13 protein-coding genes are annotated in these 12,064 nt (G+C 62.0%); 11 read left to right on the top strand and 2 right to left on the bottom strand.

Features of this window, described 5'->3' with window-relative positions; all coding sequences use genetic code 11:
* The first annotated feature begins 275 nt into the window (after window positions 1-275).
* The 4 genes from GFU70_RS05480 to GFU70_RS05465 all read left to right on the top strand — a co-directional run bounded on the left by GFU70_RS05480 (window position 276) and on the right by GFU70_RS05465 (window position 3,385).
* Entirely contained in the window at window positions 276-638 is a 363-nt protein-coding gene (locus GFU70_RS05480) for an ArsC family reductase (protein ID WP_153387712.1), read from the top strand.
* A 32-nt stretch (window positions 639-670) separates the two neighbouring features.
* A complete protein-coding gene (dapD, locus tag GFU70_RS05475) occupies window positions 671-1,705 on the top strand; it encodes a 2,3,4,5-tetrahydropyridine-2,6-dicarboxylate N-succinyltransferase (protein ID WP_058543194.1) in 1,035 nt (344 codons plus the stop codon).
* Between the two features lie 73 nt (window positions 1,706-1,778).
* Window positions 1,779-2,984: an aminotransferase class V-fold PLP-dependent enzyme gene (locus tag GFU70_RS05470; protein ID WP_116643087.1), complete on the top strand. Its 1,206-nt coding sequence runs from the start codon at window positions 1,779-1,781 to the stop codon at window positions 2,982-2,984.
* Complete coding sequence (locus GFU70_RS05465) at window positions 2,981-3,385, top strand: SufE family protein (protein WP_116643088.1); 405 nt, start codon at window positions 2,981-2,983, stop codon at window positions 3,383-3,385. The genes GFU70_RS05470 and GFU70_RS05465 overlap by 4 nt, the downstream gene beginning before the upstream one ends.
* Window positions 3,386-3,572: 187 nt before the next feature.
* Here GFU70_RS05465 and tcdA read toward each other — a convergent pair whose 3' ends face one another.
* On the bottom strand, window positions 3,573-4,391 hold the full coding sequence (gene tcdA / locus GFU70_RS05460) for a tRNA cyclic N6-threonylcarbamoyladenosine(37) synthase TcdA (protein ID WP_025212102.1): 819 nt from the start codon (window positions 4,389-4,391) through the stop codon (window positions 3,573-3,575).
* Window positions 4,392-4,692: 301 nt separating this feature from the next.
* On the opposite strand from tcdA, the gene dapE reads away from it, so the two are divergent.
* The 3 genes from dapE (at window position 4,693) to GFU70_RS05445 (ending at window position 7,113) form a co-directional block, all read left to right on the top strand.
* Window positions 4,693-5,844, top strand: coding sequence for a succinyl-diaminopimelate desuccinylase (gene dapE, locus GFU70_RS05455; RefSeq protein WP_058543198.1), 1,152 nt, complete (start codon window positions 4,693-4,695; stop codon window positions 5,842-5,844).
* Window positions 5,844-6,653, top strand: coding sequence for a putative RNA methyltransferase (locus GFU70_RS05450; protein ID WP_153387711.1), 810 nt, complete (start codon window positions 5,844-5,846; stop codon window positions 6,651-6,653). The genes dapE and GFU70_RS05450 overlap by 1 nt, the downstream gene beginning before the upstream one ends.
* An 82-nt stretch (window positions 6,654-6,735) precedes the next feature.
* Entirely contained in the window at window positions 6,736-7,113 is a 378-nt protein-coding gene (locus tag GFU70_RS05445; protein WP_053182357.1) for a hypothetical protein, read from the top strand.
* A 164-nt stretch (window positions 7,114-7,277) separates the two neighbouring features.
* Here the strand turns inward: GFU70_RS05445 and GFU70_RS05440 are convergent, their stop codons facing one another.
* Window positions 7,278-7,487: a cold shock domain-containing protein gene (locus tag GFU70_RS05440; protein ID WP_058543200.1), complete on the bottom strand. Its 210-nt coding sequence runs from the start codon at window positions 7,485-7,487 to the stop codon at window positions 7,278-7,280.
* 241 nt (window positions 7,488-7,728) lie between these two features.
* Here GFU70_RS05440 and plsB point away from each other — a divergent pair, with 241 nt between their 5' ends.
* The 4 genes from plsB to GFU70_RS05420 all read left to right on the top strand — a co-directional run bounded on the left by plsB (window position 7,729) and on the right by GFU70_RS05420 (window position 12,012).
* Window positions 7,729-10,227: a glycerol-3-phosphate 1-O-acyltransferase PlsB gene (gene plsB / locus GFU70_RS05435; protein WP_058543201.1), complete on the top strand. Its 2,499-nt coding sequence runs from the start codon at window positions 7,729-7,731 to the stop codon at window positions 10,225-10,227.
* Window positions 10,228-10,416: 189 nt separating this feature from the next.
* A complete protein-coding gene (locus GFU70_RS05430; RefSeq protein ID WP_058543202.1) occupies window positions 10,417-10,791 on the top strand; it encodes a hypothetical protein in 375 nt (124 codons plus the stop codon).
* A 93-nt stretch (window positions 10,792-10,884) separates the two neighbouring features.
* A complete protein-coding gene (locus tag GFU70_RS05425) occupies window positions 10,885-11,289 on the top strand; it encodes a YbaY family lipoprotein (RefSeq protein ID WP_058543203.1) in 405 nt (134 codons plus the stop codon).
* Between the two features lie 33 nt (window positions 11,290-11,322).
* Complete coding sequence (locus tag GFU70_RS05420) at window positions 11,323-12,012, top strand: DUF4197 domain-containing protein (RefSeq protein ID WP_058543204.1); 690 nt, start codon at window positions 11,323-11,325, stop codon at window positions 12,010-12,012.
* The last annotated feature ends 52 nt before the right edge of the window (window positions 12,013-12,064 follow it).

Genomic DNA, 12,064 nt, shown 5'->3' with positions numbered 1-12,064 from the left:
TTGAAGTGCCATATTAGCCGCTTAGCATGGGTCTGGCCGTTGTACCAATGTCGCAGTCCGCCCTGTGGAATGAGCCTGTGGGAACTTAGCTTGCTCGCGATGAACGATGGCGCAGTCTTGCAGTTGAACCGTGTCGCCTGTATCGCGAGCAAGCTAAGCTCCCACAGGCTCGCCCACGGGTTTGGAGGCAAGCCGATCTGGGCCGCCGCGAAACCGTCCGGTCATGGCATAATCCTTCACCTTTTACTTTCAGCACCTGCAAAGGGGGCAGTTCCTTGACCGATTCAAGCAAAACGTTGCACCTTTTCGGCATCAAAGCCTGCGATACGATGAAAAAAGCGCGTACCTGGCTCGATGATCACGCTGTGCACTACGACTATCACGATTACAAAACTGCCGGCATCGACCGTGAGCACCTGACCCAATGGTGCAACGAGCATGGCTGGCAAGTGGTGTTGAACCGTGCGGGTACGACCTTTCGCAAACTCGACGACGAACGCAAAGCCGATCTCGACCAGACGAAAGCCATCGAACTGATGCTCGCCCAACCCTCGATGATCAAGCGCCCGGTGCTCGATCTCGGTGACCGAACCCTGATTGGCTTCAAGCCAGATATTTATGCGGCAGCGATCAAGTAATCCTGCCCAGTCCATTTTGTAGAGGTAATTCCATGTCCACTACCCTGTTCAGCCTGGCCTTTGGTGTCGGCACTCAAAACCGTGAAGGCGCCTGGCTGGAAGTGTTCTACGCCCAACCGCTGCTCAAGCCGTCGGCTGAGATCGTTGCTGCCATCGCGCCGATTCTCGGCTACAGCGAGGGCAACCAGGCCATCACCTTCACCACCGCCCAGGCTTCGCAACTGGCAGACGCACTCCGTGGCGTCGATAGCGCCCAAGCCGCGCTGCTGACCCGCCTGGCCGAAAGCCACAAGCCGCTGGTCGCCACGCTGCTGGCCGAAGATGCCCAACTGAGCTCCACCCCTGAGGCTTACCTCAAGCTGCACCTGCTGTCCCATCGCCTGGTCAAGCCCCACGGCCTGAACCTGGCCGGCATCTTCCCCCTGCTGCCGAACGTGGCCTGGACCAGCCAGGGCGCGATCGACCTGGCCGAACTGGCCGAGCACCAGCTCGAAGCCCGCCTGCGTGGCGAGCTGCTGGAAGTGTTCTCGGTGGACAAGTTCCCGAAAATGACCGACTACGTGGTCCCGGCCGGTGTGCGTATCGCCGATGCCGCGCGGATCCGCCTGGGCGCCTATGTGGGCGAAGGCACCACCGTGATGCACGAAGGTTTCGTCAACTTCAACGCCGGCACCGAAGGCCCAGGCATGATCGAAGGCCGTGTCTCGGCGGGCGTGTTCGTCGGCAAGGGTTCGGACCTGGGCGGCGGATGCTCGACCATGGGCACCCTGTCGGGCGGCGGCAACATCGTGATCAAGGTCGGCGAAGGTTGCCTGATCGGCGCCAACGCCGGCATCGGTATCCCGCTGGGCGACCGCAACACCGTGGAGTCGGGCCTGTACGTGACCGCCGGCACCAAAGTGAAGCTGCTGGACGAAAACAACCAACTGGTCAAAGTGGTCAAGGCCCGCGACCTGGCCGGCCAGCCCGACCTGTTGTTCCGCCGCAATTCCGAGACCGGCGCGGTGGAATGCAAGACGCATAAGTCGGCCATCGAGCTGAACGAAGCACTGCACGCTCACAACTAAGCTTCACACCATCACCTGTGGGAGCGCCCTTGCTCCCACAGGGTCCGGCGTCATTCCAGCAGGGCCCGAAAGCATGTTGATTCCCTCCCCCTGGCGCACCGACTTCCCGGCCATCGCCGCCCTGCAACGGCAAGGCCAGACCTATCTGGACAGCGCCGCCACCACGCAAAAACCCCAAGCACTGCTGGACGCCCTGGCGCATTACTACGCCAATGGCGCGGCCAACGTGCACCGTGCACAGCATTTGCCGGGGGCCCATGCCACCCAGGCGTTCGAGGACAGCCGCCTCAAGGTCTCGCAATGGCTCAATGCCGGAAACTGCGGGCAAGTCGTCTTCACCCACGGCGCCACTTCGGCGCTGAACCTACTGGCCTATGGGCTGGAACATTTATTCAACCCGGGCGACGAGATCGTCATCAGCGCCCTGGAACACCACGCCAACCTGCTGCCGTGGCAGCAACTGGCCGAGCGTCGTTCGTTGACACTGGTGGTGTTGCCGCTGGATGTCGACGGGGTGATCGATTCTGGCGCAGCCGCTGAACTGATCGGCCCGCGTACGCGCTTGCTGGCGGTGAGCCAGTTATCCAATGTGCTGGGGGCCTGGCAGCCGGTGCCGGCGCTGCTGGCGCTGGCCAAGGCCCAAGGCGCGTTGACGGTGATCGACGGCGCCCAAGGCGTGGTCCATGGTCGCCATGACGTGGAGGCGCTGGGCTGCGACTTTTATGTATTTTCCAGCCACAAACTCTACGGCCCCGACGGGCTGGGCGTGCTGTTTGGCCGTACCGAGGCCCTTGGCAACCTGCGTCATTGGCAGTTCGGCGGCGAAATGGTGCAACAGGCCGATTACCACAGCGCCACCTTCCGTCCGGCGCCGCTGGGCTTCGAAGCCGGCACGCCGCCGATTGCCAGCGTGATCGGCCTGGGGGCAACCCTGGATTACCTGTCCGACCTCGATCCGCAGGCGATCATCGACCACGAGGCGGCGCTGCACGACTACCTGCTCCATGGCCTGCGGGCCCGCAACGGCGTGCGCCTGGTGGGCAACCCGCGCCTGGCCTTGGTCAGCTTCGTGGTCGAAGGCATCCACAACGCCGACCTGGCCCACCTGCTGACCGAGCAAGGCATCGCCGTGCGCGCCGGGCATCATTGCGCGATGCCGTTGTTCAAGCATTTGCAGCTGTCCGGGGCGATCCGGGTGTCGCTGGCGCTGTACAACGACTCCGCCGACATCGAACGCTTCTTCGAAGCCCTGGACCAGGCCCTGGAGATGCTGCGATGAACCTGCCCGCCGAGGCCGCCGCAGCGCTGCAGATTTTCCAGGACGCGTCAGGTTGGGAGCAACGCGCCCGACTGCTGATGCAATGGGGCGAGCGCCTACCGCCGCTGAGCGACGAGGACAAGTGCGAGGCCAATCTGGTCCACGGTTGTGAAAGTCAGGTGTGGCTGGTGGGACAGTTGCACGATGGGCACTGGCAGTTTTGCGCCAGCAGCGATGCGCGGTTGATCCGTGGGCTGGTGGCGTTGTTGTTGGCGCGGGTCAATGGGCTGTCCGCCGTTGAGCTACAACAGGTGGACTTGCCGGACTGGTTCAATCAGTTGGGATTGTCGCGGCAGTTGTCGCCGTCGCGTAGCAATGGGTTGAATGCGGTACTACAGCGGATGCGCGAATTGACGCAGTAACCGTGGCGAGGGAGCTTGCTCCCGCTGGACTGCGCCCGTAGGAGCTGTGTAGCTGTCGAGTGCAACGAGGCTGCGATCTTTTCCCCTGACACTTGAATCTCAAGCCAAAGATCAAAATCAAAAGATCGCAGCCTTCGGCAGCTCCTACAGAGCCCAGCGCGAGCAAGCGCCCTCACCACAAGAGCGGTCACTGTCCGGGCTTGACCCTGTCTGCCGGCCGCCGCACACCCGCCACGATCTTATCCACAGCCTTGGTCGCCGCGACCATGCCGAACGTCGCCGTCACCATCATCACCGCGCCGAACCCACCGGCGCAGTCGAGCTTGACGCCGTCGCCGACAAAACTCTTCTGCAAGCAAATGCTGCCGTCCGGTTTCGGATAGCGCAGTTGTTCGGTGGAGAACACGCAAGGCACGCTGTAGTGGCGGGTCACGGTGCGGGAAAAACCGTAGTCGCGGCGCAAGGTGGAGCGCACCTTGGAGGCCAGTGGGTCGTTGAACGTGCGGTTCAAGTCGCAGACCTGGATCAGCGTCGGGTCGATCTGCCCGCCTGCGCCGCCGGTGGTGATGATCTGGATCTTGCGGCGCTTGCACCAGGCGATCAGCGCAGCCTTGGCGTTGACGCTGTCAATGCAGTCGATCACACAGTCGATGTTCGGCGTGATGTACTCGGCCATGGTGTCGCGGGTGACGAAGTCGGCCACCGCGTGCACGGTGCAGTCGGGGTTGATCCCACGCAGCCGCTCGGCCATCACCTCGACCTTGGGTTTGCCGACGGTGCTGTCCAGGGCGTGCAACTGACGGTTGGCGTTGCTGACGCAAACATCGTCCAGGTCGAACAACGAGATTTCGCCCACGCCGCAACGGGCGATGGCTTCCGCCGCCCAGGAACCGACACCACCGACGCCGACAATCGCCACATGGGCCGCCCGCAGGCGCTCCAGGCCGTCGATGCCATACAAACGGGCGATGCCGGCAAACCGTGGATCTTCTGTACTCATGACCATTACCCCAAAAACCGGCGCGCATTATAGGGCTTTGCCGTGGCAATTCGAGCCGTTCGCGAATTGAATCCCACCAAATCCTCCTTGTGGGAGCGAGCCTGCTCGCGATAGCGATGCCTCAGTCAACATTGATGCGGCAGATACGACGCCATCGCGAGCAGGCTCGCTCCCACAGGTTTTGTGTTCCACCTGTCCCGCACCAGGGGCCCATGATGGTCGTTTTGCTATAAGATAACCGCCATTTTGCGCGAGCCAGCCCGCGCCTGCACAAGCCTTGCGTTCACACTATATTCCCGGAGCTTTCATGACGGCCCACGCCGACCTCTCGCCGACCCTGCAACTCGCCTGCGACCTGATCCGCCGTCCGTCCGTGACGCCAGTGGATGCCGATTGCCAGAAACTGATGATGCAGCGCCTGGGCAACGCAGGCTTTACGCTCGAGCCGATGCGCATCGAGGATGTGGATAACTTCTGGGCCAGCCATGGCAAGCATGACGGTCCGGTGCTGTGCTTCGCCGGGCACACCGATGTGGTGCCGACCGGTCCGGTGCAGGCCTGGCAGCTCGACCCGTTCGATGCGGTCATCGATGAACAGGGCATGCTCTGCGGCCGTGGCGCGGCGGACATGAAAGGCAGCCTGGCGGCGATGGTCGTGGCGGCCGAACGGTTCGTTGCCGACTACCCGGACCACAAGGGCTCGCTGACCTTCCTGATCACCAGCGATGAAGAAGGCCCGGCCCACCACGGCACCAAAGCCGTGGTCGAACGCCTCAAGGCCCGCCAGGAACGACTGGACTGGTGCATCGTCGGCGAGCCGTCGAGCACCACCTTGGTGGGCGATGTGGTCAAGAATGGCCGGCGCGGTTCCCTCGGCGCGAAGTTGACCGTGCGCGGCAAGCAAGGCCACGTGGCTTATCCACACCTGGCGAAGAACCCGATCCACCTGGCTGCCCCGGCGTTGGCCGAATTGGCCGCCGAGCATTGGGACCACGGCAATGACTTCTTCCCGCCGACCAGTTTCCAGATCTCCAACCTCAACGCCGGCACCGGCGCGACCAATGTGATTCCGGGTGACCTGGTGGCGGTGTTCAACTTCCGCTTCTCCACCGAATCCACCGTCGAAGGCCTGCAACAGCGCGTCGCCGACATTCTCGACAAGCATCAACTGGACTGGCACATCGACTGGGCGCTGTCCGGCCTGCCGTTCCTCACCGAACCAGGCGCGCTGCTCGACGCGGTCTCATCGAGCATCAAGGACGTCACCGGGCGCGAAACCCAGGCGTCCACCAGCGGCGGCACGTCCGACGGTCGCTTCATCGCCACCATGGGTACGCAAGTGGTGGAACTGGGGCCGGTCAACGCGACCATCCACCAGGTCAACGAACGCGTGCTGGCGGCCGATCTCGATGTGCTGACCGAGATCTACTACAAGACGCTGATCAGGTTGCTCGCCTGATGCTCGCCTGCCCGATCTGCAGTGAACCGCTGAACGCGGTGGACAACGGTGTGGTGTGCCCGGCCGGCCACCGCTTCGACCGCGCGCGGCAGGGTTACCTGAACCTGTTGCCGGTGCAGCACAAGAACAGCCGCGAACCCGGTGACAACCAGGCAATGGTCGAAGCCCGGCGCGACTTCCTCAACGCCGGGCATTACGCCCCGGTCGCCCGGCGCCTGGCGGAACTGGCTGCCGAACGCACGCCCGGGCGCTGGCTGGACATCGGCTGTGGCGAGGGTTACTACACCGCGCAGATCGCCGAGGCGTTGCCCAACGCTGATGGTTATGCCCTGGACATTTCCCGCGAGGCCGTCAAGCGCGCCTGCAAACGCAACCCGCAGCTGACCTGGTTGATCGCCAGCATGGCCCGGGTGCCGTTGGCGGACGGCTGCTGCCAGTTCCTGGCCAGCGTGTTCAGCCCCCTGGACTGGCAGGAGGCCAAGCGCTTGCTCAGCCCCGGCGGCGGCCTGATGAAAGTCGGCCCCACCGCCGGCCACCTGATGGAGTTGCGCGAGCGCCTGTACGACGAAGTGCGCGAATACACCGACGACAAGCACCTGGCCCTGGTGCCGCCGGGCATGGTGCTGGATCACAGCGAAACCCTCGAATTCAAGCTGACCCTCGACAACGGCCAGGACCGCGCCAACCTGCTGGCCATGACGCCCCACGGCTGGCGCGCCAGTGCCGAACGCCGTGCCAGCGTGATCGAACAGGCCGAGCCGTTCCAGGTCACGGTGTCGATGCGCTACGATTATTTCGTTCTTCAATAACCTTTTGATTCCGGTCCCGGGCAACCGCTCGGGCCCCGTTAAATCCGCGAATGGATTTTTCAAGACCGCAGCGAGGACATCCATGCGCCAACCCGATATCGAGATTTACCTCAAAGACGCCGACGTCGACCACAAGGCCATCGCCGCCTGGCTCGGCCAGGCCCTGGGCCCGTGCAGCGACTGGGTCCAGAAAGGCCAGACCTACAAGTGCAAGGCCGGCAGCATCCCCGTGACCTGGCTGCCCAAGGCCGTGGGCAAATGGAACAGCCTGTACCTGGAAAGTGACCAGACCCCGTGGGAAGACGACATCGCCTGCGCCCGCGCAGCCTTTGCCGCGCTGAACGTCGAAGTGCGCTGCGCGCCTGGCTCGTGGGTGGAAGAAGAAGGTGAAGAGTCGGCCGATCGCTGGATACGTATCAGCGCCGATGGGGAAGAAGAGATTACCTGGAAGACCGCGTGATACAGCCAACCCCCATGTGAAAGCAGATCCCAATGCGGGAGCGCTGTGGGAGCAAAGCTTGCTCGCGATGGCGAAGGTACATTCAACATCGATGCAGGCTGACCTACCACGATCGCGAGCAAGCTTTGCTCCCACAGGGATCTACCACGGCTTCAAGAGTGGGGTTACAACCCCACCACATCCTCAGCCTGCAAGCCCTTCTGCCCTTCCACGACCGCGTACTCGACCTGCTGGCCTTCGGTCAGTGAACGGTGGCCTTCGCCGCGGATGGCGCGGTAATGCACGAACACATCCGCCCCGCCTTCACGCTGGATGAAGCCGTAGCCCTTCGCGTCGTTGAACCACTTCACACTGCCGGTTTCCCGTACTGCCATGATGCTCACTCCCATTTTTATTTTTTTGAGTCGGCTTTTCCCGCCCAACCACAAAAGGCAAAGCCGTACGAACTTTAGCCACCATCCGGCTCTCCACAAGGGAGGCCGCGGCAGTCACTGGCCGAGTATATGACACCCGAGAAAACTCTCAACTGACTTTACTTCGGCGCTTTTTTGCCGATTTTCGGCGAATCCGGCACACTGGCGCCCGCTCTATTCCATTCACTCATGCAGAAGCCGTATGACCCGCTCCCCGTTCCGCCGTCTTGTGTTTGGCACCCTGCGCCGACTGTTGTACCTCTGGGTTCGCTCCGAGACGATCAACCAGTCGTCCTTCACCCTCAACCTCGACCGCAGTCGTCCGGTGTTCTACGTCCTGCAAGATCCTTCACTTACTGACCTGGCGGTGCTCGACACCGAATGCACCAAGGCCGGCCTGCCTCGTCCGGTGCTGCCGGTCTCGGTGGGCAACCTTTTGGAGCCGGCGGCGTTTTTCTACCTGACGCCAGCGCCGGACTGGCTCGGCCGCCAGGACAAGCGCGGTGCGCCGCCGACCCTGACGCGACTGGTCGACGCCCTGACCCACGATGCCGCCGAAGACGCCCAGATCATTCCGGTCAGCGTGTTCTGGGGGCAGTCGCCCGACAGCGAATCCAGCCCCTGGAAGCTGTTGTTCGCCGACAGTTGGGCCGTCACCGGGCGCCTGCGCCGCCTGTTGAGCATCATGATCCTGGGGCGCAAGACCCGCGTGCAATTCTCCGCGCCGATCCACCTGCGCGAGCTGATCGAACACGACAAGGGCCACGAACGCACCGTGCGCATGGCCCAGCGGATCCTGCGGGTGCACTTCCGCAATTTGAAAGCAGCGGTCATCGGCCCCGACATCTCCCACCGACGCAACCTGGTCAAGGGCCTGTTGAACCAGCCGCTGGTCAAACAGGCGATTGCCGACGAGGCCGAGCGGGAAAAAATCTCCCCGGAAAAAGCCAAGGCCCAGGCCCTGCGCTACGGCAACGAGATTGCCTCGGACTACACCTACACCGCGATCCGTTTCCTGGAAGTGGTGCTGAGCTGGTTCTGGAACAAGATCTACGACGGCATCAAGGTCAACCATATCGAAGGCGTGCAGAACGTCGCCCAGGGCCACGAAGTCATCTACGTGCCGTGCCACCGCAGCCACATCGACTACCTGCTGCTGTCGTACCTGCTGTTTCGCAACGGCCTGACGCCACCGCACATCGCTGCCGGCATCAACCTCAACATGCCGGTGATCGGCGGGCTGCTGCGCCGTGGCGGGGCGTTCTTCATGCGTCGCACCTTCAAGGGCAACCCGCTCTACACCGCCGTGTTCAACGAATACCTGCATACGCTGTTCACCAAAGGTTTTCCGGTGGAGTACTTCGTCGAAGGCGGACGTTCGCGCACCGGGCGCATGCTGCAACCCAAGACCGGCATGCTCGCCATCACCCTGCGCAGCTTCCTGCGCTCGTCGCGCATGCCCATCGTGTTCGTGCCGGTCTACATCGGTTATGAGCGGGTACTGGAAGGCCGCACCTACTTGGGCGAATTGCGCGGGGCCAGCAAGAAAAAAGAATCGATCTTCGACATCTTCAAAGTCATCGGCGCCCTCAAGCAACGCTTCGGCCAGGTGGCGGTGAATTTCGGCGAACCGATCAAACTGGCGGAATTCCTCGACGGCGAACAGCCAGGCTGGCGCCAACAGGAACTGGGCCCGCAATTCAAACCGGCCTGGCTCAACGCGACCACCCACCGCCTCGGCGAACGCGTGGCCCGTCACCTGAACGAAGCCGCGGCGATCAACCCGGTCAACCTCGTCGCCCTGGCGCTGCTGTCCACCAGCCGCCTGGCCCTGGACGACCGCGCCATGGCCCGGGTGCTCGACCTGTACCTGGCGTTGTTGCGCAAAGTCCCGTACTCGCCCCACACCACGCTGCCCGAAGGCGATGGTCGAGCGCTGATCGAACATGTGAAAGGCATGGACCTGCTGTCGGAACAGAGCGATGCCCTGGGCAAGATTCTGTACCTGGATGAGCAGAACGCGGTACTGATGACCTACTACCGCAACAACGTCCTGCACATCTTCGCCCTGCCGGCGTTGCTGGCGAGCTTCTTCCAGAGCAGCTCGCGCATGAGCCGCGAGCAGATCCTGCGCTACACCCATGCGCTGTACCCGTACCTGCAATCGGAGCTGTTCATTCGCTGGTCGCTGGAAGAGTTGGACGGGGTAGTCGACCAGTGGCTCGAAGCATTCGTCGAACAGGGCCTGCTGCGTTTCGAAAATGACCTGTACCTGCGTCCGGCGCCGAGTTCGCGGCATTTCGTGCTGCTGACCTTGCTGTCAAAAAGCATCGCCCAGACCTTGCAGCGCTTCTACATGACCGTTTCGCTGCTGCTCAACAGCGGCCAGAACACCATCAGCGCCGAAGAACTGGAAGACCTCTGCACCGTCATGGCCCAACGCCTGTCGATCCTGCATGGCCTGAATGCGCCGGAGTTCTTCGACAAAAGCCTGTTCCGCCACTTCATCCAGACCATGCTGGACCTCGACGTACTGCGCCGCGACGAGGCTGGCAAACTCAGCTACCACGAGCTGCTGGGCGAACTGGCCGAAGGCGCGGCCAAGCGGGTGCTGCCGGCGGAAATTCGCCTGTCGATCCGCCAGGTGGCGCTGCATCGCAGTGAAGATGCCGCGGAAGTCGCCATCAGCCCCGACAGTTGAAGGTTGTCGATCACTCACCGAGAAGCATGGAACGCTTGCGGTGAGTTGATGGGACAATCGACCAGCTTACTCTGACGCTGCGCAGCGGCTAAGGCGGCGTCAAACCAAGAAAAGACCTACAGAGAAACTTGGGCCAGGCCTCTAGGATGAGCCCACGTCAATGTCGACGTATTGAAAAGGAATTCATTCATGAAACACGCAATCAACGTAACACTGCGTCTGCCAGATGATTATCAAGTTCCACAAACAGGCGCAGGTGATTATGCAATTTCCATCGAAAAAACTACCGGCCTGCCAGGCTCCTATCCTGGCATCAGCTCCAACGTACTTCCGGTGGGATCACCCCTGGTCTTTTCCTTCCACATCGTTCCCGATTTCGACCCGGCTGTCGCAGGGGACGAGTTTTCGGTGAAGATGCAAATCAACCATGAAGGCACTGACCTTCTAGCAGATAACGAACACGCCTTCATTTGGAATGGAGGCGATCAAGATGTAGACATTGATCTGAACCTCGCGCCATCGTCGGCCATTGAAACTGATCATCTGATCGCACCCAACGTCTGAGTCGTTACGTTCCGGCTGGATTTTTGGTGCCGAATCCTCCAGATTCTCTTTGGCGCCAGCGTGTTGCTGGCGTCAAAGGAAAGGTACTTCCACATGAAAAAATTTCTTCTGCTTGCATTCACTTCACTGCTGGCCGCGTGCCAATCATCAACGCCACCCGCCGCCTCCGTCGCGAGCCTCGATGGCGAAGTCTTCTATCTGCAACGCATCGCCCTGCCGCCCAACGCTACCTTGAGCGTGAGCCTGCAAGACGTTTCCCTGGCCGACGCCCCTGCCGTGGTACTCGATCAACAGAGCGGCCCGGTCAAAGGCCAGGTCCCGCTGCCGTTCCACCTCAGTTATGATCCGGCCCAGGTCAAGCCCGGCCATCGTTATGCCGTGAGCGCCCGCATCGAAGTGGACGGCCAGTTGATGTTCATCACCACTGAACAACACGCCGTGCAACTCGATGGCAAGGATCCGCAGCCGTTGAAGATCCGCGTCAACGCCGCACGCTGATTGCTTTTTCAAACTTTCTTCAAGGACCCCATCATGCTTCGCTCAACCCTCCGTTTCACCGGCCTGTGCGCAGGCCTGCTGATCTGTGCCAATGCCATGGCCCTGTCCTTGGGCGACCTGTCGCAAAAGGATGCCACGGGCGGTCTCAAGGACGCCTTGATCCAAGGTGCGCAGGTGGCGGTCAAGCAACTGGGCACACCCGGCGGCTTCAGCAACAACCCGGATGTGAAGATCGAACTGCCAGGCAAGCTCGGCAAAGTCGCCAGCAAGATGAAAGCCTTCGGCATGGGGGAGCAGGTCGAACAACTGGAAACCAGCATGAACCAGGCCGCCGAAGCCGCGGTGGTCCAGGCCCAGCCGATCCTGGTCAACGCCGTGAAGAACATGAGCGTGAGTGATGCCAAGGGGATCTTGAGCGGCGGCAACGACTCGGCCACGCAATACCTGAACAAGAGCAGCCGCGAGCAGATCCGCGCCAAGTTCCTGCCCATCGTCAAGCAAGCCACCGACAAGGTCGGCCTGGCGCAGAAATACAACGCTTTCGCCGGCCAGGCCGCGACCTTTGGCGTGCTGGACGCCAAGAGCGCCAACATCGAAAACTACGTGACCGAGCAGGCGCTGGATGGGTTGTTCGAGATGATCGGCAAGCAGGAAGCCACCATTCGCCAGAACCCGGCGGCTGCGGCGACCAGTTTGGCGAAGAAGGTTTTCGGCACTCTCTAGCCCCAATCCAAAACAACTGTGGGAGCGAGCTTGCTCGCGATGGCGGTATTGG

Origin of the sequence: Pseudomonas brassicacearum, assembly GCF_009601685.2 — a bacterium.
GTDB lineage: Bacteria > Pseudomonadota > Gammaproteobacteria > Pseudomonadales > Pseudomonadaceae > Aquipseudomonas > Aquipseudomonas kilonensis_B.
Note: the sequence above shows the minus strand (reverse complement) of the source record. Positions and strands in the feature narration are given on the sequence as shown.